Source organism: Lentzea flaviverrucosa, from assembly GCF_003350445.1.
Lineage (GTDB): Bacteria > Actinomycetota > Actinomycetes > Mycobacteriales > Pseudonocardiaceae > Lentzea > Lentzea californiensis.
In genome coordinates, this window is sequence record NZ_QQAU01000002.1 from 546,161 (window position 1) to 569,471 (window position 23,311).

Sequence of the window (23,311 nt, forward strand, 5' to 3'; positions counted from 1 at the left end):
CACTTTTATGTCGGACCCCGAAAGTACTGTGGGTCCCGTGACGAAGGGCTGGATCCGCCGACTGACCGCAGCGTGCTGGCAGCACCCCCGCCTGGTGGTGCTGTCGGTCCTCGCCGCGGTCGTCGGCGTGGGTCTTCAGGCAGCGGGGCCGTTGCTGCTCAAGACGGCGATCGACGACTCGACGGGCGGCCGCACCGACCGGCTGTGGCCGCTGATGGTGGCGTTGATCGTGCTCGAGGTGCTGACGTTCGGGTCGGCGTTCCTGCGCCGTTACCTGGGCGGGCGGCTGGCGCTGGGCGTGCAGCACGACCTGCGGCTCGGCGTGTTCTCGGCGGTGCAGCGGCTCGACGGCGCGAAGCAGGACGAGCTGCGGACCGGTCAGATCGTGTCGCGCTCGATCACCGACCTGCAGCTGGTGCAGTCGCTGCTGATGATGGCGCCGCTGGCCGTGGGCACGGTGGTGTTCGCACTGGCCGCGCTGGCGGCGATGATCTACCTGTCGATCCCGCTGACGATCATCGCGGTGATCGTGCTGCCGCTGGTGGCGTGGCTGGCCGGGCGCACCCGGCTGACGCTGTTCCCCGCCACGTGGTCGGCGCAGCAGCGGGCCGCGGACCTGGCGCAGCACGTCGAGGAGACCGTCACCGGTGTCCGCGTCGTGAAGGGCTTCGGCCAGGAGGCGCGTGAGGTCGCCCGGCTGGAGAAGCACGCCAAGTTCCTGTTCGCGGAACGGATGCGTGCCGCCCGGCTGTCGTCGAAGCCGCTCGCGACCGTGACGGCGCTGCCGTTGCTCGGCCAGGTCGCGGTGCTGGGTCTGGGCGGCTGGCTCGCGTTGCACGGTCAGGTCACGCTGGGCACGTTCCTCGCCTTCACGACGTACGTGGCGAACCTCGTCGGCCCGACGAGGCTGCTGTCGAGCCTGATGGTGTCCGCGCAGCTGGCGAGGGCCGGCGTGGAGCGGGTCTACGAGCTGATCGACTCGCAGCCGGACGTGACGGACGGCCCCGGCGAGGTGCCTTCCGGCCCGCTGGGCGTCTCGTTCTCCGGCGTGTCCTTCGGTTACGCCCGCAGTGAGCCCGTCCTGAAGGACTTCTCGATCTCGGTAGAGCCGGGCGAGACGCTGGCACTGGTGGGCACCGCGGGGTCGGGCAAGTCAACGGTGTCGTTGCTGCTGCCGCGCTTCTACGACGTGCACAGCGGCTCGGTCCGGGTCGGCGGCGCGGACGTGCGCACGCTGAAGCTGGAGTCGTTGCGCGGCGCGGTGGGCGTGGTGTTCGAGGAGGCGTTCCTCTTCTCCGACACGGTGTTCTCGAACATCGCGTACGGCAGCCCCGACGCCTCGCGCGAGGAGGTCGAGCGCGCCGCGAAGGCCGCCGAGGCCCACGACTTCATCGAGGCCCTGCCGCTCGGCTACGACACGGTGGTCGGCGAACGCGGCCTCACCCTGTCCGGCGGCCAGCGCCAGCGCGTCGCCCTGGCCCGTGCCCTGCTCTCCGACCCGCGCATCCTCGTGCTGGACGACGCGACGTCCGCGGTGGACAACGCGACGGAGGCGGCGATCCACGCGACGCTCGCCTCGGTCACCGCCGACCGCACGACCCTTCTGGTGGCACACCGGCGTTCGACGCTCTCCCTGGCCGACCGGATCGCCGTCCTGGACGCGGGCCGCGTGATCGACATAGGCACGCACGCCGAACTGACCGAACGCTGCGCCCTCTACCGCGACCTGCTGGCGGGGCCGGGCGAGGCGATCGAGTCCGCCGCGCCGGCCACGACCGGCGACCTGTGGCCGAAGCTGTCGCAGGAAGACCTCGACGAGCGCCTGATCGCCGAGGCGAAGACCTCGACGCCCGCCGCGTCCGGACGGCGTGGCGGCGGCGGTGGAGGAGGTGGCCCGGGCGGCGGCATGGCGGCGCTCGCCGGCGGCCCACCCACTCCCGAACTGCTGGCCCAGGTCCGTTCGCTGCCACCGGCCACCGAGGTCCCGGTCCTGCACGGCGAAGACCCGCGCGCCCCCGACCCGGCCTTCCGCCTCGCCCGCCTCCTGCGCCCGGTCCGCTGGGCTCTCGGCGGCGTGGCGGCGCTGGTGGTGCTGGACGCCCTGGTGGGCATGGGCATGCCCTCGCTCGTGCGCCTCGGCATCGACGGCGGAGTGGTGGGCGGCGCCGAGTCGGCGTTGTGGCAGGCCGTGGTCCTGGGCGTCGGCCTGGTCGTGGTCGGCTGGCTGACCACCGCGGGCAGCACGGTCTTCGCCGCCCGCCTGGGCGAACGCCTGCTCTACCTGCTCCGCGTCCGCAGCTACGCCCACCTGCAACGCCTCGGCCTCGACTACTACGAGCGCGAGATGGCCGGCCGCATCATGACGAGGATGACGACGGACGTCGACGCCCTCTCGACGTTCCTGCAGACCGGCCTCGTCACCGCCGTGATCAGCCTCGTCACCGTCGTGGGCATCACCGCGGCCCTGGTGGTCACCGACACCTCACTGGCCCTGATCGCCCTCTCGGTGCTCCCGTTCCTGGCCGCCGCCACGGTGCTCTTCCAACGCCTCTCCTCCACCGCCTACGCGGAGGCCCGCGAACGAGTGAGCGCGGTCAACGCCGACCTGCAGGAGAACGTCTCAGGCCTCCGCGTCTCCCAGGCCTACACGAGGGAACGCCGCTCAGCCGAAGCCTTCGCCGAACGCAGCGACGCCTACCGCCGCACCCGCCTGCGAGCCCAGCGCTACATCGCCACCTACTTCCCGTTCGTGTCGATGCTGTCCGGCGTGGCCCAGGCAGTGGTCCTGGCCGTGGGCGCCCACCGGGTAGCGGCAGGCACCATGACCCCGGGCGTCCTGCTCGCCTTCCTCCTCTACCTGGGCCTGTTCTTCAGCCCGATCCAGCAACTCTCCGGCGTCTTCGACGGCTACCAGCAGGCAAGGGTCGGCCTGCGCAGGATCGGCGACCTGCTCCGCACCCCGAGCACGGTCGAACCACCGTCGACCCCGGTCGAGGTCCCGCCCCGCCTGCAGGGCGAGGTGGAGCTCCGCAACGTCTCCTTCACCTACGCAGGAGCCGAAACCCCAGCCCTGGACAACGTCACGCTGCACGTGAGCCCAGGCGAAACCGTCGCCCTGGTAGGCGAAACAGGCGCGGGCAAATCAACCCTCGTGAAGCTCATAGCCCGCTTCTACGACGCCACCAAGGGCACAGTCCTGATCGACGGCGTGGACGTCCGCACCTACGACCTCTCCGCCTACCGCCAACGCCTGGGCGTGGTCCCCCAAGAAGCCCACCTCTTCGGCGGCGACCTGGCCACCAACGTCGCCTACGGCCGCCCCACAGCGACAGAACAAGAAATCCAGCAGGCAACCGAGGCCGTAGGCGCCCTCCCGATGGTCGCCACCCTCCAGAACGGCTTCCACCAACCCGTGGGCGAACGAGGCAACCACCTCTCCGCAGGCCAACGCCAACTGGTGGCACTGGCAAGAGCAGAACTGGTCAACCCAGACCTCTTGCTCCTCGACGAGGCGACAGCAGCCCTGGACCCGGCCACCGAATCGGCAGTCCTGCACGCCAGCGACCACCTCGCAGGCGCCAGGACCACCTTCGTGGTGGCCCACCGCTTGGCCACAGCAGCCAGGGCCGACCGAATAGTCGTACTGGCCAACGGCCGGATAATCGAACAGGGCACCCACGCCGACCTCATGGCGTCCAACGGCACCTATGCCCGCCTATGGCGCCACGGCGACACCCCAGAGGCCGCGTAACAACCGGGCCGCCAACGCAAGGGCGAAGCCGAACCGTCCCCCTACGCGCAGGGCAACGGCGAAGCCGAGCCGCCCTGCCGCCAGTCGCAAGGGCGAAGCCGAGGCGTGTGAACCTCTGCGGGCTGGTGAAGCGGTGGTGACCCACGCACTGCGCGATGACCCGCACCGGCCCGGTACTGCCCGCCCAGCCACCCACGCAAGGCGACCTGAGCGCATTGGTGACCACCCCGCTGGAACGCGACATGCCTGAGCAAGCCGACCCGTTGGCACCCCTTGGCCAATCCAACGCAAGCCCACCCGCACGGTCCCACCCCACAAAGCCCAACCCCCGTGGCCCCCACCACGAACCCTCGTCCCCACCCCACCCGATCCCGTAGAAACCATCTCCCCAGGCCAAAGGTCAAAGGAGCCCGACCGGTGCCCTCCAACTCACCCCGCCCCTCGATCCTCTACGTCTCCAACCTGTCCTACCCAGCCAAGGGCCGCCGCTACTGCGACGAGGACATCTACCTGACCTCCCGCCTGAGACAGCACTTCAACCTGGCCATCTGCCACCCAGAAGACGCCACCGCCCTGATGCCGGCCCACGACACGGTCGTGATCCGCAACAGCGGCCCGACAGTCGACTACGCCCAGGCATACCTCCACTTCCGCGAGCAGGCGAAAGCCACGAACCAGCGCGTCTACAACCCGCTCACCGGCAAGGGCGACATGGCCGGCAAGCAGTACCTGATCGACCTGACCGACGCGGGCTTCCCGGTCATCCCCACGATCGGCACCGCGGACCACCTGGACCGCCTCCCCCGGGCACCCGAGTACGTCGTGAAGCCCAAAGCCGGCGCCGACTCCCACGGCCTGGAGTTCGTCTCCGAGGCCGACCTCCAGGGCAACCTGCAGGACAAAGCCCGCGACAAAGCCGACGTCCTCGTCCAGCCGAAGATCGATTTCCGGTACGAGGTCTCGTTCTACTTCGTGGACCACGACTTCCAGTACGCCCTGAACGCACCGGACCCGGCGAAGCGCTGGGAGCTCAGCCCGTACACCCCGAGCAGGGAGGACCTGGAGTTCGCGCAGCGGTTCGTCGACTGGAACGACCTGGACCACGGCATCCAGCGCGTCGACGCCTGCCGCACCCGGCAGGGCGAGCTGCTGCTGGTCGAACTCGAGGACCTGAACCCGTACCTGTCGCTGGACCGGACCCCGGAAGCCACCAGAACCGGCTTCGTCAGCGCGATGGCGGCGTCGATCCTGCATTCACTGGGCTGAACAAGATGGCTGAACAAGATCAATCCGCAGGGCCACCGCGTTGTACCTATCGTGAACTGATCAGTGCTCTCGGTGCGTATGCCAGTCCGACGGCATCGTGAGCGTTGCTCGAATGGGAGGTGACGAGGTGAGACACACATCAAGAACTGGTCAACTGAGGGTGACGACAGGCCCGTCCTGATCGATCCTGTGACAGACCACTCCTTGCCAGGTGCCTCCAGTGTGTGAAGGCCCGCGCCAGGGGGACTAACCTGAGTACCGCATGAGTCAACACCAAAAGCGAGATGGATAGAGGCGAGCGCCAGCCGTGTCCAGCAGCAGTCCTGCGTCACAGTTCGGGCCGAACGAATGGCTCGTCGAGGAGATGTACGATCAGTTCCTCGCGGACCCGTCATCCGTAGACCCGGCATGGCACGACTTCTTTGCCGACTACAAGCGTGGGGGCGGCAACGGTAGCGCCGCCACGGCCAGCGCGGGTGGCTCCACGGCCACCACGACCGCGACCGTGACGCCGCCGGCCGCCGACAACGGCAAGCCCGCGCCCGCCGCCGCACCCAAGCCGGCCGCCGCGCCGCCGAAGTCCGCGGCCACGTTGCCGCAGACCGGCAAACCCGCGCCGCAGCAGGCAGCGAAGGCAGCCCCGGTCAAGCCGAGCGCGCAGCCCGAGCAGAAGCAGTTGCGTGGTGCATCCGCCGCGATCGCGAAGAACATGGAGCTCTCGCTCACCGTTCCGACCGCGACCAGCGTGCGTGCCGTGCCCGCGAAGCTGCTGGCGGACAACCGCATCGTCATCAACAACCACCTGAAGCGGACGCGCGGCGGGAAGGTCTCCTTCACGCACGTCATCGGCTACGCGGTGGTGCGGGCGCTGCAGGCGTTCCCCAACCTGAACCGCCACTACGCCGAGGTCGACGGCAAGCCGTTCGTCGTCACGCCGGAGCACGTCAACTTCGGCCTGGCGATCGACCTGCCCGGCAAGGACGGCAGCCGCACGCTGGTCGTCGCGTCGGTCAAGGGCTGCGAGAACATGACGTTCACGCAGTTCTGGCAGGCCTACGAGGACCTGATCCGCAAGGCCCGCGGCGGTTCGCTGACGGCGGACGACTTCTCCGGCACCACGATCTCGCTGACCAACCCCGGCACGATCGGCACGAACCACTCGGTGCCGCGTCTGCAGGCAGGTCAGGGCGCGATCATCGGCGTCGGCGCGATGGAGTACCCCGCGCACTTCCAGGGCACCAGCGAGCAGGCGCTCACCGACATGGGCGTCAGCAAGATCATCACGCTGACCAGCACGTACGACCACCGCATCATCCAGGGTGCGGAGTCGGGCGAGTTCCTCAAGCGCATCCACCAGCTGCTGCTCGGTGAGGACGGCTTCTACGACGAGATCTTCGCGTCGCTGCGCCTGCCCTACGAGCCGATCCGCTGGGTCGCGGACATCCCCGAGGGTGCCGTCGACAAGACCGCGCGCGTCATCGAGCTGATCGACGCGTTCCGCACGCGCGGCCACCTGATGGCCGACACGGACCCGCTGAACTACCGCCAGCGCTCCCACGCCGACCTGGACGTGCTCAGCCACGGCCTGACGCTGTGGGACCTGGACCGCGAGTTCCCGGTCGGCGGCTTCGCCGGCAAGGAGCGGATGAAGCTCCGCGACATCCTGGGCGTGCTGCGCAACTCGTACTGCCGCACCGTCGGCGTCGAGTACATGCACATCCTCGAGCCCGAAGAGCGCCGCTGGATCCAGGAGCGCGTCGAGGTTCCGCACGAGAAGCCCCCGGCCACCGTGCAGAAGTACATCCTCAGCAAGCTGAACGCCGCTGAGGCCTTCGAGACGTTCCTGCAGACGAAGTACGTCGGCCAGAAGCGCTTCTCGCTGGAGGGTGGCGAGACCGTCATCCCGCTGCTCGACGCGGTGCTGGACAAGGCCGCCGAGCACGAGCTCGACGAGGTCGTCATCGGCATGCCGCACCGCGGCCGCCTGAACGTCCTCGCGAACATCGTCGGCAAGCCGATCTCGCAGATCTTCCGCGAGTTCGAGGGCAACCTCGATCCCGGTCAGGCGCACGGCTCCGGCGACGTGAAGTACCACCTCGGTGCCGAGGGCAAGTACTTCCGCATGTTCGGCGACGGCGAGACCAAGGTGTCGCTGACGGCGAACCCGTCGCACCTCGAGGCCGTCGACCCGGTCCTCGAAGGCATCGTGCGCGCCAAGCAGGACATGATCGACAAGGGCGGCGACTTCTTCCCCGTCCTGCCGGTCGCCATGCACGGTGACGCGGCGTTCGCGGGCCAGGGTGTCGTCGCCGAGACGCTGAACCTGGCGCTCGTGCGCGGCTACCGCACCGGTGGCACGGTCCACATCGTCGTGAACAACCAGGTCGGCTTCACCACGGCACCGGAGCACTCGCGGTCCTCGAAGTACTCGACCGACGTCGCGAAGATGATCGGCTCGCCGGTCTTCCACGTGAACGGCGACGACCCCGAGGCCTGCTACTGGGTCGCGAAGCTGGCCGTCGAGTACCGCCAGGCGTTCCACAAGGACGTCGTGATCGACATGGTCTGCTACCGCCGACGCGGCCACAACGAGGGCGACGACCCCTCGATGACGCAGCCGGCGATGTACGACGTGATCGACCAGAAGCGCTCGGTGCGCAAGACCTACACCGAGTCCCTGATCGGCCGCGGCGACATCACGGTCGAAGAGGCCGAGAAGGCGCTGCAGGACTTCTCCAGCCAGCTGGAGCACGTCTTCAACGAGGTCCGCGAGCTCGAGAAGCACCCGGTGACGGTCAGCCCGTCGGTGGAGGCCGAGCAGCAGATCCCGGCGAAGCTGCCCACGGGCATCAGCCGCGAGGTGCTGGAGCACATCGCGGACGCCCACGTGAACCTGCCGGACGGCTTCACGCCGCACGCACGCGTCAAGCCGGTGCTCGAACGGCGCGCCAAGATGGCGCGCGAGGGCGGCATCGACTGGGCGTTCGCGGAGCTGCTCGCCTTCGGTTCGCTCGCGATCGAGGGCCGCAACATCCGCCTGGCCGGCCAGGACTCGCGCCGCGGCACGTTCGTGCAGCGCCACGCGACCCTGATCGACCGCAAGACCGGCGAGGAGCACACGCCGCTGCAGCACCTGTCCGACGACCAGGGCAAGTTCATGGTCTACGACTCGGTGCTGTCGGAGTTCGCGGCGGTCGGCTTCGAGTACGGCTACTCGGTCGCGAACCCGCAGGCACTGGTCCTGTGGGAGGCGCAGTTCGGCGACTTCGTCAACGGCGCGCAGCCGATCATCGACGAGTTCATCTCGTCCGGTGAGGCGAAGTGGGGTCAGCGTTCCGACGTCGTGATCCTGCTGCCGCACGGCCACGAGGGCCAGGGCCCGGACCACACGTCCGGCCGCATCGAGCGCTGGCTGCAGCTGTGCGCCGAGGGCTCCATGACCGTCGCGGTGCCGTCGACTCCGGCGAACTACTTCCACCTGCTGCGTCGCCACGCCCTCGACGGCGTCGACCGGCCGCTGATCGTGTTCACGCCGAAGTCCATGCTGCGCCTCAAGGCCGCCGTGTCCGGCACCGACGAGTTCATCAACGACCGGTTCCACTCGGTGATGGACGACCCGACGATCAAGGACCCGAACGCGGTCACGAAGGTCCTGCTGTGCAGCGGCAAGATCTCCTACGAGCTGCACGCCGAGCGTGAGAAGCGCGGTGGCGGCGACGTGGCGATCGTGCGCGTCGAGCAGCTCTACCCGGTCCCGGCCCGCAAGCTGACCGAGACCCTGGAGCGCTACCCGAACGCGAAGGACGTCCGCTGGGTGCAGGAAGAGCCGGCGAACCAGGGTGCCTGGCCGTTCTACGGTCTGGCCCTGCCGGAGCTGCTGCCCGAGCACCTGGGCACCGTCCGCCGCGTGTCGCGCCGCCCGATGGCCGCCCCGTCGGCCGGTTCGAGCAAGGTGCACGAGGTCGAGCAGCGCGAGATCATCACCCGCGCGTTCGAGTAAGCCGGTCCTGAACGAACGAGCCGCCGGATTCCCTTGGAGTCCGGCGGCTCGTTTTCTAAGCCCTCACAGGAGTTTCGCCATGTACCACACCGATCGCGGCATCGAGGAGCTCGAGAAGCGGCGCGGCGAGGAAGAGGTCACGTTCGCGTGGCTCGCCGACAAGCTGCGGGAGTTCGTCGACGCCAACCCCGACTTCGAGACGCCCATCGAGCGCTTCGCCACGTTCCTGGCGCGCGACGACGACGACTTCGAGGACTGAGCTACCAGGCGTAGGCCTCCGGGGCCGGCTTCGACCCGTTCGGAGCCGGTGCCGGGAACAGCTCGTCGAGCTTGCCCAGCACCTCCGCGTCGAGCTTCAGCTCCGCGGCGCGCAACGAGTTGTCGAGTTGCTCGATGGTGCGCGGCCCGATGATCGGCGCGGTCACACCCTCCTGGTGCAGCAGCCACGCGAGGCCGACGTTGGCCGGGTCCTCCCCGATCTCCGCACACAACTTCTCGTAGGCGTCGATCGTGTCGCGGTACTTCTCGAGCGCGTCCGCGGACCGCCCAGAGGCCGACCGAGAAGCCCCACCCTCGCGCTGCTTGCGCAACACCCCACCGAGCAACCCGCCGTGCAGCGGTGACCACGGGATGACGCCGAGCCCGTAGTGACGAGCCGCGGGCAGGACCTCCAGCTCGACCCAGCGGGTCATCAGGTTGTAGATCGACTGCTCCGACACCAGGCCGAGGAACCCGCGGGTGCGCGCGGCCTCGGCGGCCTGGGCGATGTGCCAGCCCGCGAAGTTGGACGAGCCGAAGTAGATGACCTTGCCCTGCTGGCGCAGCACGGAGAAGGCTTCCCAGATCTCGTCCCACGGCGTGTCCCGGTCGACGTGGTGCATCTGGTACAGGTCGATGTAGTCGGTCTGCAGGCGCTTCAACGACGCGTCCGCGGCGCGGCGGATGTTCAGCGCGGACAGCTTGGTCTCGTTCGGCCAGTCGCCCATGCTGCCGTAGAGCTTGGTGGCGACGACGGTCCGTTCGCGGCGGGTGCCGCCCTTCGCGAACCAGTTGCCGATGATGTTCTCGGTGACTCCCTCGCCCTTCTTCCAGCCGTAGACGTTGGCCGTGTCGAAGAAGTTCAGGCCGTGTTCGTGGGCGCGATCCATGATCGCGTGGCTGTCGGCCTCGGACGTCTCGGGACCGAAGTTCATCGTGCCGAGGCACAGGCGGGAGACGGACAGGCCGCTGCGACCGAGGTTGGTGTACTCCATACCTCCCACCCTGCCTCGCGGCGCGGCATTGTGCCACGTGGAGCTGCTCCAGCTCGCCACAGTCTTGACAGTATTGGCGACCAAATATTCTCCACTGTCATTTCACCCACTCGTGAAGTTACTTTTCATCGCGTCAAGCCTGCCTGGAGGACCCGATGAGAATCAACACCTGCATTGCCGCGGCATTGTTCGCGACCGTTCTCTGCACTCCTGCCGCGAATGCGCAACAGGCGCTGCGCGGTGAGGGTGAGGCTGTTCCCGGCAGTTACATCGTGGTCCTCAAGGACGGCGTCACCGCCTCTCCGCAGAGCCTGCTGAGCAAGTACGACGGCCGGCTCAAGCGCACCTACAAGGCCGTGCTCAACGGCTTCTCCGTGCGGGACATGTCCGAGCACCAGGCCAGACGGCTCGCCGCGGACCCTAAGGTCTCCTACGTCCAGCGCAACCTCGTCCTCTCCGGCCAGACCACGCAGTGGAACGCGCCGTGGAACCTCGACCGGATCGACCAGCGCGCCCTGCCTCTCAACGCCCAGTACACGTATCCGGACAATGCGGCGGCAGGTGTTCGCGCTTACGTTCTCGACAGCGGCGTGCGAATCACGCACAACGAATTCGAAGGTCGCGCGTCGCACGGTTTCGACTTCATCGACGACGACGCGAACGCGAGCGACTGCGCCGGCCACGGCACGCATGTCGCCGGCACGATCGCGGGCCGGACGTCCGGTGTCGCCAAGCGGGCGCAGGTCGTCAGCGTGCGGGTGCTGGGCTGCGACAACAGGTCCGACCAGGACAGCGTGGTCTCCGGCATCGACTGGGTCACCCTCAACGGCCGGCGGCCGGCGGTGGTCAACATGAGCCTCGGCGGGCTGGGCCAGGACGAGCTCATGGAGAACGCCATCAGGCGGTCGATCGCGGCCGGGTTCACCTACGTGCTCGCGGCGGGCAACGACGGCCGCGACGCGTGCGGTTTCACCCCGGCCCGGCTGCCCGAGGCGATCACGGTCGGGGCCACCGACCGCAACGACAACCGGTCGGTCTGGCCGCAGTGGGGCACGGCGTCGAACTGGGGCCGTTGCGTCGACGTCTGGGCACCGGGCTCGGACATCCGTTCCGCCTCCAGCGCGAACGACTTCGCCACCCGGCTCGACAGCGGCACGTCCATGGCGGCGCCGGGCGTGGCCGGTGCGGCGGCGCTCTTCCTGAGTGCGAACCCGAACGCGACGAACCAGCAGGTGCGGGACGCACTGGTGAACGGCGCGACGACGACCGCGAACCTGCGCGACCTCCGCGTCGGATCGCCCGACAGGCTGCTGCGCATCGGGAACTAGAAGAGTCTTGATGTGCAGTCGTGGGAGTAGCGAGCGAGGGCCGCTACTCCCACTCCCACTTGATGCCGTAGACGTACCCCGCCTGGGCTTCGCGCACGACGAGATGGGTGGAGGCCGTGGTGCCGATCCACAGCTCACCCGTGTCGACATCGGGCGCACCCGGCTCGGACCGGCTGAAGCCGTGGCACCGCACCGGCACCGCGTCGGGGTGGAACTCCACCTCCAGCACGTACTCGCGCAGCGCGCGGACGAACGTGCGGTCCGCCGAGACGCTGTCCGCACCGGGGTCGGAGATCATCCGCACGTCCACGAGCGCGGTGTCCCCCGCTCGCAGCACGCGGTCGAGGATGACCTCGGCGACGATCAGCTTGTGCTCGGAGTCGCGGCGCACCCGGCCGACCCGGCACGACTTCTGCGCGACGATGTCGCCGGGAGAGCGGTCGGTCTCGTCGGCGGTCTTCGCGACGAGGATCCGGTCGACGCCGTCCTCGAACGCCTCGATCACCGAACTGGTCCGCATCTCGACCTCACGCCGGTCGGGGCCGATCACGGTCACGTCCCGCACGACGAGGTACTTCGCCGGAGCCGCGGTGAGGCGGTCCACGCGGGCGATGGCGCGGCCGAGGTCGATGGCGGCCTCCTGCCAGATCCCCTCCAGCGCGGCGGCTCGTTCGACCCAGCGGCCGCGCGGCCTCCTGTCACCGAGCTGCCCGGTCAGCTCCCCCGGTGCCAGCCGCAGGACTTCCTCGAGCACCGCGACGGCGTGCAGCGACTCCGGCCGTTCCGGGCGGCTGCGGCCGCGGCGCCAGTAGCTCAGCGTCGACTGGCTCACCTGCACGCCGCGCAGTTCGAGGTGGCGCTGGATCCGCTCCAGGCTGAGTCCGCTCGCCTCCACGGCCTTCGCCAGCGCCTCAGCGAATTCCTGCATGGAGGAATGCTACGGCCAGTGATCGAATCCGGCTCGCCCGACCACGGCCAGTACCCGAAAACGGTGTCGACACAGTTTTGACAGTATTGAGGACTGAAGTTTCGAACCTGTTATCCGGAGCACAACTCGCGTTAGTTTCTTGGTGTTCCCCAGTTCATTCCCTGCCAGGAGGAACCCCATGGCACTTCGGCGTCATGTCGCCATCGCGGCGGCATTGGGCATCGCTTCCACAGCGATGTGGACGCCCACCGCGATCGCCGAACAAGCAGTGCTCCCCGGTGCGGGCGCACAGGCGGTCGAGGGCAGCTACATCGTGGTGCTGAAGGACGGAGCGCGCACCCCTGCCAGCGCGTTGGCGTCCCGCTACCAGGGCAACGTCAAGCACACCTACAGCGCCGCGCTGAACGGGTTCTCGGTCACCGGAATGTCCGAACGCCAGGCGCGGAGGCTCGCGGCTGACCCGGACGTGCAATTCGTCGAGCGGAACACGTTCGCCACGATCCAGGAGACGCAGTCGAACCCGGTCTGGGGTCTCGACCGGATCGATCAGGCGAGCCTGCCGCTCAACCAGAAGTACACCTACCCGAACACCGCGTCGAACGTGACGGCGTACGTTCTCGACACCGGAATCAGGAAAACGCATTCCGAATTCGAGGGCCGCGCTTCCGACGGTTACGACTTCATCGACAACGACTCCGTCGCGCAGGACTGCCAGGGCCACGGCTCGCACGTCGCCGGCACGGTCGGCGGCAGGACCTACGGCGTCGCGAAGAAGGCCAAGCTCGTCGGCGTCCGCGTCCTCGACTGCAACGGCAGCGGCGCGTGGGACGGCATCATCCGCGGCATCGACTGGGTGACGGCCAACGGCAAGAAGCCCGCCGTCGTCAACATGAGCCTCGGCGGCAGCGGCACGAACAGCTCGCTGGAGAACGCCGTCAGGCGCTCGATCAGCGCGGGCTTCACCTACGTGCTGGCAGGCGGCAACAGCGGCCAGGACGCGTGCAACTTCACCCCGGCCCGCACGCCGGAGGCGATCACCGTCGGTGCGTCGGACCGTGCCGACAAGCGTTCGATCTGGTCGGCGGGCTCGTCGAACTACGGCAGGTGCCTCGACATCTGGGCACCCGGTAGCGACATCGTGAGCGCGTCGCACAGCAGCGACACGGGCACGCGGTCCATGGGCGGCACGTCGATGGCCTCCCCGCACGTCGCCGGCGCGGCTGCGCTCTACCTGGGCGCGAACCCGTCCGCGACGCCCGCCCAGGTGCGCAACGCCCTGGTCGGTGCGGCCACGCCGAACAAGCTGACCGACATCAGGACGGGTTCTCCGAACCTGTTGCTGAAGGTCTAGGAACCTGCTGTCGCCGCCTCCCTGCAGCGGTGACGGCCATCCTGGGCGCCCTTGATGAGCAGGCCGATTGCGGCTCGGCCGAGCGCATCGTTTCGACTGGGGGCGCTTGCGGTGGGAGTGGGAGTAGCGGCTACTCCCACTCCCACCGCACTCCATAGATCCCGGGCTTCGAGTTCCGCACGTGGATGTGCGTCGACGCCGTCGTCCCGATCCACAGGTCGTTGAGCGCGGTCTCCGGCTCGTGCAACGACGGCCGCGCGAACTGGAAACAGCGCGCCGGCACCGCGTCCGGGTGGAAGTCGATCTGCAGCGTGTAGTCGTTCACCGGTCGCAGGAACCGCCGGTCGCAGACCTCGCTGTCCGCGCCGGGTCTCATCCGGACCGTGTAGTCGACCAGAGCCGTCTCGCCCGCTCTGAGCATCCGGTCGAAGAGGATCTCCGCGACGAGGAACCCGGTGGAGTCCTCGCTGCGCACCCTGCCGAGCCGGCACGGCGGCCCCGCCTCGATCGACGGCACGCCGAGGTCCGTGGCATCGGCCAGCTGAATCGCGAGGAACCGGTCGACGCCGTCCTCCAGCGCCTGGATCACGCCCGTGCAGTGGTTCGAGACCTCACGGCGATCCGGCCCGACCACCTGCCGGTCCTGCACGCTCAGGTACGTCGTCGCCGTTGGCTGCAGCCGGTCGATCCGCGACATGACCTCGCCGAGGTCGGTGGCCCGCGAGTCCCACATGTCCTCGAGCGACAGCGACTGGTCCACCCAGCGCCCGCGCGGCCGCTTGTCGCCCAGCCGGTCGGTCAGGAAGCCCTCACCGAGTTCGAGCAGCTCCTCCAGGGCGGCGACGACCTTCAGCGACTCCGGACGTTCCGGGCGGCTGCGGCCGCGGCGCCAGTAGCTGAGCGTCGAGATGCTGACCTGCATGCCCCTGGCGGCCAGGTGGTGCTGGATGCGTTCGAGGCTGAGGCCGCTGTTGTCGACGGCTTTCGTCAGGGCCTCCGCGAAATCCACCACGGGGACACCGTACGGCCCCGCACCTTCCGCCAATAGGCCCACACGGAGGGTGATGAGACGCCAGTCTCAATTGGTGCGTTCACCCCGACGCCACACCGAGTGGGTCAACGGGACCCCAGGGCGGTAGGCCAGATGCGTGATCGAGGGCGCGTCCAGCACGTGGAGATCGGCCCGCGCACCAGGTCTGATGACACCGACGTCGGTGCGCCGCAACGCCCGCGCGCCTCCCGCCGTCGCCGCCCACACCGCTTCCTCGACGCTCATCCGCATCTGCAGGACCGCTGTCGTCACGCAGAACGCCATCGACGAGGTGTACGACGAGCCGGGGTTGCAGTTGCTGGCGAGCGCGACCGTCGCACCGGCGTCGAGCAGGGCGCGGGCGGGCGGCAGCGACTGGCGGGTCGAGAGGTCGCACGCCGGGAGCAGCGTGGCGACGGTGTCCGACGACGCCAGCGCGTCGACGTCCGCGGAGGACAGGTACGTGCAGTGGTCGACGGAGGCGGCGCCGAGTTCCACGGCCAACCGCACCCCGGGGCCCTCGCCGAGCTGGTTGCCGTGGACGCGCAGGCCGAGGCCCTTCGCCGCGGCGGCCTGGAGCACGGCCTTCGACTGGTCGTAGTCGAAGGCGCCCTTCTCGCAGAACACGTCGGCCCAGCGCACGAGGGGCGCGACGGCGTCGAGCATCTCGCCGCGGACCAGGTCGACGTAGGTGTCCGCGTCCTCGCCGGGCGGCACGAGGTGGGCACCGAGGAACGTGACCTCGTCGGCCTGCTCGGCCGCGATGCGCGCTGAGCGCACCTCGTCGGCCACGTTCAGGCCGTAACCGGTCTTGGTCTCGATGAACGTCGTTCCTTGACGTAGAGCTTCGGCGATGTGCCTGCGCAGGACCGCGGCCAGCTCCTCGTCGGTCGCGGCACGGGTCGCGTTCACGGTCACGGCGATGCCGCCCGCGGTGTAGGGCTTGCCGGCCATGCGCGCACCGAACTCGGCGGTCCGGTCGCCCGCGAACACCAGGTGGGTGTGGCTGTCGACCCAGCCGGGCAGCACCGCGCGGCCCTCGACGTCGACCCGTTCGTCGGCGGCGGGGGCCTTGTCCGCGTTGCCGACCCAGGCGATCTCCTCGCCGTCGATCACCAGTGCGTCACCGCTGAGGTCGGTGTTCGCGGTGAGCTCACCGATGCCGGTGATCAGCACGCTCATGCCCACAGCTCCTCGATCGCGTCCGCCAGCAGCCTGCCGACGTCACCCAGAGTCTCGTGCACTCCCCCTGCGGCGACCACCCGGCCGCCGACGACCACGGTGTCCACATCGGACGCCGTCGCCGACAGGAGAACCTGCTGCGGCAACGAACCCGCGGTGCGCGGCGTCGAGCAGCTGATCGCCACGAGGTCGCACGGCGCACCTGGCTCGATGCGTCCGCCGTCCCGGCCGAGCGCGGAGTGGCGGGTGGCCGCGCCGAGCAGCTCAGCCGGCGAGAAACGGCCGCGCTGACCGGTGCGGAGCCGCTCGTTGTGCTCCAGGGCACGGGTTTCCAGCAGAGGGTCGATCACCGCGTGCTGGTCGCTGCCCAGCGAGAGGGGGCTGCCCGCGTCGGCCAGTTCGCGTGCCGGTCCGATGCCGTCGGCCAGGTCCGCCTCGGTCGTCGAGCAGAAGCACGCACCGGTGCCGGAGCCGCCCAGCAACGCGATGTCCTCGGGTGTCAGGTGAGTGGCGTGCACGGCCGTCGTGCGAGGTGAGAGTGCGCCGGCTTCGTGCAGGAGCCCGGTCGGCGTGAGGCCGTACGCGGCGAGGCAGGCCTCGTTCTCGGCGGGCTGTTCGGAGAGGTGGACGTGCAGCGGGGCGTCCGGGAACGCCTGCGCCACCACGGAGAGCTCGGCCCGCGGGACGGCGCGCACCGAGTGGATCGCGGCACCGACGCGCATCACGTCGTCGGACTCGAGCTCGGCGACCCGGGACGCCCACGCCTCGGCGGTGCCGTCGGAGAAGCGCCGCTGCACCTCGTTGACGGGCTGGTCGATGCCGCCCGCGAGGTAGCAGGTGTCGAGCAACGTGAGGCGGATGCCGGCGTCCTTCGCCGCCTCGCGCAGGGCGTAGCCGAACTCGTTGGACTGGTCGTGGACGTAGTGGAACTCGCCCACCGCGGAGACACCCGCGAGCGCCATCTCACCGTAGACCGCGCGGGCCAGGCGGTAGTACGACTGCGGGGTGAGGCGGGACGCCAGCGCGTACATGCCCTCACGCCACGTCCAGAAGGTGCCGCCGCCGTCGTGCGTCCGGCCCCGGAGAGCCCGGTGGAACGCGTGCGAGTGGGCGTTCGCGAAGCCCGGCACGACGATGCCGTGCAGTCGGCGGACACCCAGCGGAATGGTGTCCACTGTGGACACGTTGGCGATCACGCCGTTCTCGACCCTGATCAGGACGCGCTCGGCGAGCCCGGCGGGCAACCAGGCTCGCTCGCACCAGAAGTTCATGAACCGAGGTGTTCGATCGTGGCGGCCAGCGCCCTGACACCCTCGTCGACGTCGGCCTGCTCGGCGAACTCCTCCGGCGCGTGACTCACGCCGGTGGGGTTGCGCACGAACAGCATCGCGGTGGGCACGTGCGCGGCGAGGATGCCCGCGTCGTGGCCCGCCCCGGTCGGCAACGCCGGAACGCCACCGAGCGCCCCAGCGATGTCGTCCCGCAGCGCGGAGTCGAAGTACACCGTGTCGCCGTACGACTCCTCGGTGACGGTGACCTCGCAGCCCTCCTCCTCAGCGGCCTGGCGAGCTGCCTCGGAGATCTCCGCGACCATCGCACGGGTGCGCGCGTCGTCGCTGTCCCGCGCGTCCAGCCAGACGTCCACAGTGGACGCGATGACGTTGGTGCCACCGGGGTTGGGGACGAGCCTTCCCACGGTGGCACGCCCGCCTGCCCTGGCCGCCTTCCTGGCGGCGAGGACGAGTTGGGAGGCCGGGAGCATCGGGTCGCGACGGTCTTCGATCAACGTCGCACCGGCGTGGTTGCCCTCGCCGCTGAACGTGAAGCGCCACCGGCCGTGCGCGAGGATGCTGCTCGCCACGCCGACCGGCACCGTCAGGCCGCGGCCCTGTTCGACGTGCAGCTCGACGAACTGCCCGATGCGCCGCAGGGCCCGTTCGTCGCGGCCGGCCAGTTCGGGGTCGTACCCGGCGGCCTTCATGGCTTCGGCCAGCGTGATGCCGTCCGGGTCTTTGAGCGCCAGCGCCTTCTCCGGCGAGATGGCGCCGGTCAGCAGCCGCGAGCCGAGGCACGCGACACCGAACCGGCCGCCTTCCTCCTCGGCGAAGACCGTGATCGCGAACGGCCGCGCGGGCTTGAACCCCTTGACCTGCAGGAGGTCCACGGCTTCCAGCGCCGACGTCACCCCCAGCGGGCCGTCGAACGCACCGCCACCGGGCACCGAGTCCAGGTGGCTGCCGGTGATGAGCGCGTTGTCGCCGCGCTCGCCCCACCACGCCCAGAGGTTGCCGTTCTGGTCGGTCTCGACGTTCAGGCCGCGCTTGACTGCCTGCTCGACGAACCAGTGCCGCAGTTCCAGCTCCGGCTTGTCGTAGCCGTGGCGGGAGTAGCCGCCTCGCTTGGTGTCACGCCCGACGTCCGCGATCTGGTCGAGCATCACGCCTCCATCGGCAGGCTCACGCAGGGGTCCCCTCCAGGGGGTCCCCCGATTTCAATTCTCCCAGCGAGGTCTGACAATTCTCAGCCCTCCATCGGGATGCGCACGCCCTTGTCGGCGGCCACGGCCTTGGCTTCGTCGTACCCGGCGTCCACGTGCCGGATGACGCCCATGCCGGGGTCGTTGGTCAGCACGCGCTCGATCTTCCGCGCGGCCAGCTCGGTGCCGTCCGCGACCGTGACCTGGCCCGCGTGGATCGAGCGGCCGATGCCGACGCCGCCGCCGTGGTGGATCGACACCCAGGTGGCACCGGAGGCCGTGTTGACCAGGGCGTTGAGCAGCGGCCAGTCCGCGATCGCGTCGGAGCCGTCGGCCATCGCCTCGGTCTCGCGGTACGGGGAGGCCACCGAGCCGCAGTCGAGGTGGTCGCGGCCGATGACGATCGGCGCGGACAGCTCACCGGACGCCACCATCTCGTTGAACTTGAGGCCCGCGAGGTGCCGTTCGCCGTAGCCGAGCCAGCAGATGCGGGCGGGCAGGCCCTGGAACTCGACGCGCTCACCGGCCATCTTGATCCACCGGTGCAGCTGCTCGTTCTCCGGGAAGAGCTCCAGGATCGCCTTGTCGGTCTTGGCGATGTCCTCGGGGTCGCCGGACAGCGCGGCCCAGCGGAACGGGCCCTTGCCCTCGCAGAACAACGGCCGGATGTAGGCGGGAACGAAGCCGGGGAACGCGAACGCGCGCTCGTAACCGCCGAGCTGCGCCTCACCGCGGATCGAGTTGCCGTAGTCGAACACCTCGGCGCCCCGGTCCATGAACCCGACCATGGCCTCGACGTGCGTGGCCATCGACTCCCGCGCGCGCTCGGTGAACTCCTCCGGCTTCGCGGCGGCGTAGTCCTGCCACTCCTCCAGCGGGACCCCGACGGGCAGGTACGCCAACGGGTCGTGGGCCGACGTCTGGTCCGTGACGATGTCGACGGCGACCTCGCGGCGCAGCAGCTCGGGCAGGATCTCCGCCGCGTTGCCCACGACACCGACGGACACGGCCTCACCGGCGGCCTTGGCGGCCAGCACGCGCTCGATCGCCGAGTCCAGGTCGTCCGCGATCTCGTCGAGGTAGCGGGTCTCCAGACGACGCTGGGCGCGGTGCGGGTCGACCTCGATGCACAGCGCGACGCCCTCGTTCATCGTCACGGCGAGCGGCTGCGCGCCACCCATGCCGCCGAGGCCCGCGGTGACCGTGAGCGTGCCGCGAAGGGTGCCGTTGAAGCGCTTGGTGGCGACGGCGGCGAACGTCTCGAAGGTGCCCTGCAGGATGCCCTGGGTGCCGATGTAGATCCACGAACCGGCGGTCATCTGCCCGTACATCGTGAGGCCCTCGGCCTCCAGGCGGCGGAACTCGGGCCAGTTCGCCCAGTCCGGCACGAGGTTCGAGTTCGCGATGAGCACGCGCGGTGCCCACTCGTTCGTGCGCATGACGCCGACCGGGCGTCCGGACTGCACGAGCAGCGTCTCGTCGGCTTCGAGGTTCTTCAGCTCGCGGGTGATCGCGTCGAACGACGGCCAGTCGCGCGCGGCCTTGCCGGTGCCGCCGTAGACGACGAGGTCCTCGGGACGCTCGGCGACGTCCGGGTCCAGGTTGTTGTGGAACATCCGAAGCGCGGCTTCGGTCGACCAGTTCTTCGCGGTCAGCTCGGTGCCGCGGTCAGCGCGAACAGCCATTACAGGGCTCCACTTCGGATCAGGGCCTCGGCGGCGGCGATCTCGGGGGCGAGGTGGCGGTCCGGGCCGGGGCCCAGCACGGTCTCGCGCAGCTTCGCCACGGCGGCGGCCGTCGCGGGGGCGGGCTTGAGGGGCGCGCGCAGGTCGAGGGCCCGCGCGGCGGTGAGCAGTTCGACGGCCAGCACGGTGGTGAGCCCGTCCACGGCCTTGCGCAGCTTGCGGGCGGCGGACCAGCCCATCGACACGTGGTCCTCCTGCATCGCGGAGGACGGGATCGAGTCGACGGACGCCGGCACGGCCAGGCGCTTGAGCTCGGACACGATCGCCGCCTGGGTGTACTGGGCGATCATGTGGCCGGAGTCGACGCCGGGGTCGTCGGCGAGGAACGGCGGCAGGCCGTGCGACCGCGAGACGTCGAGCATGCGGTCGGTGCGGCGCTCGGCGATCGAGGCCACGTCCGCGAGCGGGATGGCCAGGAAGTCCAGCACGTAGGCGACCGGGGCGCCGTGGAAGTTGCCGTTCGACTCGACGCGGCCGTCCGCCAGCACGACGGGGTTGTCGATCACAGACGCCAGCTCGCGGTCGGCCACCGTCGCCGCGTACGCCACGGTGTCGCGTGCCGCGCCGTGCACCTGCGGGGAGCAGCGCAGCGAGTACGCGTCCTGCACGCGGGTGCAGTCCGGGCCGCGGTGGGAGGCGACGATCTCGGAGTTCTTGAGGAACGCGAGCATCCGGGCGGCGCTGACGTTCTGGCCGGGGTGCGGGCGCAGCGCGTGCAGCTCCGGCTCGAAGACGCGGTCGGTGCCCAGCAGCGCCTCGACGCTCATCGCGGCGGTGAGGTCCGCGGTGTCCAGCAGCCGCGTGAAGTCGGCGATCGCCAGCGACAGCATGCCGAGCATGCCGTCGGTGCCGTTGATCAGCGCGAGGCCTTCCTTCTCGGCCAGCTGCACCGGTTCGATACCGGCCTCCGCCAGCGCCTCCGCGGCGGGCACGAGCTCGTCGCGGGAGTTGCGGACCATGCCCTCGCCCATCAGCGCGAGCGCGCTCGCCGACAACGGCGCGAGGTCGCCGGAACAGCCCAGCGAGCCGTACTCGTGCACGATCGGGGTGATGCCGGCGTTCAGCATCCCGGCCATCGCGTCCACAGTGGACAGGCGGACGCCGGTGTGGCCGGTCGCGAGCGTGCGCAGGCGCAGCAACATCAGCGCCCGCACGACCTCGCGTTCGACCTCGGGACCGGCACCGGCGGCGTGCGAGCGGATCAGCGACCGCTGCAGCTGGGCACGGCGGTCCGGCGGGATGTGCCGGACGGCGAGCGCGCCGAACCCGGTCGAGACGCCGTAGGTGGGGCGTTCGGCCGTGGCGAGCTGTTCGATGTGGCCACGGGCGGCGGTGACCGCCTCGCGGGCCGCCGCGGTGATCTCCACCGGGGCGCCGTCGCGGGCGACGGCATGAACGTCCTCGAGGGTCAGAGGCTTCGGACCCAGCTCCACCGGTTGCTGCATGGAGACATCACAGCGCTCCGGGGCCGAGTCAGCGACCCCGGAGCGCCCGATGGTGTCTGAGATGCCAGACGGACTACTTCGTGCGGATCCAGCCGGTGTCGACGTTCGAGGCGAGCTCGACGTCGTTGACCACCGCGACGATCTCGTCGTCCGGCTTGTCAGCGGGGTGGCTGGTCGCGGTGATCCAGAGGTCGCCCTCCTGCACCGCCACGGTCGCACCGCCCACCACGACCCCTTGCTTGCCGCGCACCGTCACCGGCGTGGTCGGCGCGCTGCCGAACTCCGGCTTGCGCTTGCTGACCGTCACCTCGAAGGGCCCACGACCAGGGGAGAACGTGGCACTCCAGGCGACAGGGCTCGTCCCGCTGAACACGGTCGGCTGGTTCCCCCTCACCTTGAAGGGCGCCTCGAAGATCGCGTTCGAGTCCGCGCGCACGGAGTCCGCGACGCGCCGTGCCGTCGTCTCCGGGTCAGTCACGCGGTCCACCAGGACGGACAGCGTGTCCTGCGCCTTCCACTCCACGACCGCCCGTTCGCCGGACACCTGCATCCGAGCCTTGAGCCCGCGCACCGTCACGTCCCGCCACTTGGCGGAGATGCCGGGATGAGCTTCGCCGCTGGACAGGGCGATGCTCGGCCCTCCGCCGTACGCGTCAGCAGGAGCGCTCACCGGCACCCACGCTCGCAAGGCCTTGCCGTCGTGCACGCTCCGGAAGGTCTCGACGTACCCCTCCGGCAGCCAGTGCGGCTGGTACTTGAGCGCCCCGGTCGCGTTGCCCGGTACGAGCGCCGCGGCCGCGTCGTTGGGGTTCGGCGGCGTGTACCTGTCGCTGGCGACGACGCCGGCGAAGATCAGGACGACGACCGCGGCCATGCCGGCCGTGGCGATCAGGAAGATGTTGTTCCGCTGCCTCTTGCGCTTGCGCCGCAGGGCGTTGAGCGTCGGGCCCGGATGCGGAGTGCGCTCGGCCAGTTGGCCGAGTGCCTCCTTGATGAGCTGTTCGGTGTCGTTCACGACAGGCCCTCCCCGATCCGCAACCCGACACCAGCGGGTTCCGGCGTGTGGTCCAGGCGGAGTGTGGCCAGCGCACGCGAGATGTGGCTGCGCACGGTTCCCTCGGCACAACCGAGCATCTGTGCGATCTCCGAGTCCTCGTAGTTCTCGTAGTAGCGGAGCACGACGGCGGCCCGCTGTTTGCGGGGCAGCTTCGCGATCCGCTGCAACATTGCTTCCCGCTCGTCGTAGTGGTGCGTCTTGTCTCCGACGGGCGGGGTGACGGACTCGAGCGTCGTCATGCAGAGAGCGACGTCCTTGGCTGCCCTGCGTCTGCGCCACGAGAGGTACTCGTTGGTCACCATGCGCTTGACGTAGGCGTGAGGGAGGTCGACTGAACCGATGCGGTCCCACTTCTGCTGCGCGCGCAGCAGCACTTCCTGGACCACGTCCTGGGCCAGGTGCGGGTCGCACGTGAGCACGGTGGCATAGCGCAGCAACGGGGTCACCTGTGCTGCCACGAAGTCATCGAAACTCGGTGTCAATCCCGACCCCCTTCAAA

General features: G+C 69.6%; 16 protein-coding genes. 6 read left to right on the top strand and 10 right to left on the bottom strand.

Annotation, left to right across the window (positions count from 1 at the left end):
• Nucleotides 1-7: 7 nt before the first annotated feature.
• From DFR72_RS08610 to DFR72_RS08625, 4 genes are all read left to right on the top strand, one after another.
• Entirely contained in the window at nucleotides 8-3,751 is a 3,744-nt protein-coding gene (locus tag DFR72_RS08610) for an ABC transporter ATP-binding protein (protein WP_090067389.1), read from the top strand.
• Between the two features lie 417 nt (nucleotides 3,752-4,168).
• Complete coding sequence (locus tag DFR72_RS08615; protein WP_090067388.1) at nucleotides 4,169-5,017, top strand: hypothetical protein; 849 nt, start codon at nucleotides 4,169-4,171, stop codon at nucleotides 5,015-5,017.
• Nucleotides 5,018-5,324: 307 nt separating this feature from the next.
• A complete protein-coding gene (locus tag DFR72_RS08620; protein ID WP_090067387.1) occupies nucleotides 5,325-9,017 on the top strand; it encodes a multifunctional oxoglutarate decarboxylase/oxoglutarate dehydrogenase thiamine pyrophosphate-binding subunit/dihydrolipoyllysine-residue succinyltransferase subunit in 3,693 nt (1,230 codons plus the stop codon).
• A gap of 79 nt (nucleotides 9,018-9,096) precedes the next feature.
• Nucleotides 9,097-9,276: a DUF6104 family protein gene (locus DFR72_RS08625; RefSeq protein WP_030471325.1), complete on the top strand. Its 180-nt coding sequence runs from the start codon at nucleotides 9,097-9,099 to the stop codon at nucleotides 9,274-9,276.
• A gap of 1 nt (nucleotide 9,277) precedes the next feature.
• On the opposite strand, the gene DFR72_RS08630 is transcribed toward DFR72_RS08625, so the two are convergent.
• Nucleotides 9,278-10,270, bottom strand: coding sequence for an aldo/keto reductase (locus DFR72_RS08630; RefSeq protein WP_090067386.1), 993 nt, complete (start codon nucleotides 10,268-10,270; stop codon nucleotides 9,278-9,280).
• Nucleotides 10,271-10,425: 155 nt separating this feature from the next.
• On the opposite strand from DFR72_RS08630, the gene DFR72_RS08635 reads away from it, so the two are divergent.
• Nucleotides 10,426-11,598, top strand: a complete 1,173-nt coding sequence (locus tag DFR72_RS08635; RefSeq protein WP_090067385.1) for a S8 family peptidase — start codon at nucleotides 10,426-10,428, stop codon at nucleotides 11,596-11,598.
• A gap of 43 nt (nucleotides 11,599-11,641) precedes the next feature.
• Here DFR72_RS08635 and DFR72_RS08640 read toward each other — a convergent pair whose 3' ends face one another.
• Nucleotides 11,642-12,526 carry a hypothetical protein gene (locus tag DFR72_RS08640; RefSeq protein ID WP_090067384.1) on the bottom strand — a complete coding sequence of 295 codons (885 nt, stop codon included), beginning with the start codon at nucleotides 12,524-12,526 and terminating at the stop codon, nucleotides 11,642-11,644.
• A 178-nt stretch (nucleotides 12,527-12,704) separates the two neighbouring features.
• Between DFR72_RS08640 and DFR72_RS08645 the strand changes: the two genes are divergently transcribed.
• Nucleotides 12,705-13,877, top strand: coding sequence for a S8 family peptidase (locus tag DFR72_RS08645; RefSeq protein WP_090067383.1), 1,173 nt, complete (start codon nucleotides 12,705-12,707; stop codon nucleotides 13,875-13,877).
• 130 nt (nucleotides 13,878-14,007) lie between these two features.
• Here DFR72_RS08645 and DFR72_RS08650 read toward each other — a convergent pair whose 3' ends face one another.
• From DFR72_RS08650 to DFR72_RS08685, 8 genes are all read right to left on the bottom strand, one after another.
• Nucleotides 14,008-14,889: a hypothetical protein gene (locus DFR72_RS08650; protein ID WP_114773639.1), complete on the bottom strand. Its 882-nt coding sequence runs from the start codon at nucleotides 14,887-14,889 to the stop codon at nucleotides 14,008-14,010.
• A 66-nt stretch (nucleotides 14,890-14,955) separates the two neighbouring features.
• Complete coding sequence (gene hutI / locus DFR72_RS08655; protein WP_090067499.1) at nucleotides 14,956-16,089, bottom strand: imidazolonepropionase; 1,134 nt, start codon at nucleotides 16,087-16,089, stop codon at nucleotides 14,956-14,958.
• The gene (locus DFR72_RS08660) at nucleotides 16,086-17,360 is read right to left on the bottom strand and encodes a formimidoylglutamate deiminase (protein ID WP_090067381.1); all 1,275 of its coding nucleotides are present in this window, start codon (nucleotides 17,358-17,360) and stop codon (nucleotides 16,086-16,088) included. The genes hutI and DFR72_RS08660 overlap by 4 nt, the downstream gene beginning before the upstream one ends.
• Nucleotides 17,357-18,526: an allantoate amidohydrolase gene (locus tag DFR72_RS08665; protein WP_090067498.1), complete on the bottom strand. Its 1,170-nt coding sequence runs from the start codon at nucleotides 18,524-18,526 to the stop codon at nucleotides 17,357-17,359. The genes DFR72_RS08660 and DFR72_RS08665 overlap by 4 nt, the downstream gene beginning before the upstream one ends.
• An 83-nt stretch (nucleotides 18,527-18,609) precedes the next feature.
• Nucleotides 18,610-20,250 (bottom strand): urocanate hydratase, encoded by a 1,641-nt coding sequence (gene hutU, locus DFR72_RS08670; protein ID WP_090067380.1) that lies wholly within the window; start codon nucleotides 20,248-20,250, stop codon nucleotides 18,610-18,612.
• Nucleotides 20,250-21,755: a histidine ammonia-lyase gene (gene hutH / locus DFR72_RS08675; RefSeq protein WP_090067379.1), complete on the bottom strand. Its 1,506-nt coding sequence runs from the start codon at nucleotides 21,753-21,755 to the stop codon at nucleotides 20,250-20,252. Before hutH ends, hutU begins: the two co-directional genes overlap by 1 nt.
• Before the next feature lie 73 nt (nucleotides 21,756-21,828).
• Nucleotides 21,829-22,770, bottom strand: a complete 942-nt coding sequence (locus DFR72_RS08680; RefSeq protein ID WP_090067378.1) for a hypothetical protein — start codon at nucleotides 22,768-22,770, stop codon at nucleotides 21,829-21,831.
• Nucleotides 22,767-23,294, bottom strand: a complete 528-nt coding sequence (locus DFR72_RS08685; protein WP_090067377.1) for a SigE family RNA polymerase sigma factor — start codon at nucleotides 23,292-23,294, stop codon at nucleotides 22,767-22,769. Before DFR72_RS08685 ends, DFR72_RS08680 begins: the two co-directional genes overlap by 4 nt.
• Nucleotides 23,295-23,311 lie beyond the last annotated feature (17 nt).

Bases quoted from the DNA above. Each gene is read 5' to 3' on its own strand.
- DFR72_RS08635 (WP_090067385.1), top strand. From the start codon at position 10,426: ATGAGAATCAACACCTGCATTGCCGCGGCATTGTTCGCGACCGTTCTC.
- hutH (WP_090067379.1), bottom strand. From the start codon at position 21,755: ATGCAGCAACCGGTGGAGCTGGGTCCGAAGCCTCTGACCCTCGAGGAC.
- DFR72_RS08640 (WP_090067384.1), bottom strand. From the start codon at position 12,526: ATGCAGGAATTCGCTGAGGCGCTGGCGAAGGCCGTGGAGGCGAGCGGA.
- DFR72_RS08625 (WP_030471325.1), top strand. From the start codon at position 9,097: ATGTACCACACCGATCGCGGCATCGAGGAGCTCGAGAAGCGGCGCGGC.
- DFR72_RS08630 (WP_090067386.1), bottom strand. From the start codon at position 10,270: ATGGAGTACACCAACCTCGGTCGCAGCGGCCTGTCCGTCTCCCGCCTG.
- DFR72_RS08665 (WP_090067498.1), bottom strand. From the start codon at position 18,526: ATGCTCGACCAGATCGCGGACGTCGGGCGTGACACCAAGCGAGGCGGC.
- DFR72_RS08610 (WP_090067389.1), top strand. From the start codon at position 8: ATGTCGGACCCCGAAAGTACTGTGGGTCCCGTGACGAAGGGCTGGATC.
- DFR72_RS08645 (WP_090067383.1), top strand. From the start codon at position 12,705: ATGGCACTTCGGCGTCATGTCGCCATCGCGGCGGCATTGGGCATCGCT.
- hutU (WP_090067380.1), bottom strand. From the start codon at position 20,250: ATGGCTGTTCGCGCTGACCGCGGCACCGAGCTGACCGCGAAGAACTGG.
- hutI (WP_090067499.1), bottom strand. From the start codon at position 16,089: ATGAGCGTGCTGATCACCGGCATCGGTGAGCTCACCGCGAACACCGAC.
- DFR72_RS08660 (WP_090067381.1), bottom strand. From the start codon at position 17,360: ATGAACTTCTGGTGCGAGCGAGCCTGGTTGCCCGCCGGGCTCGCCGAG.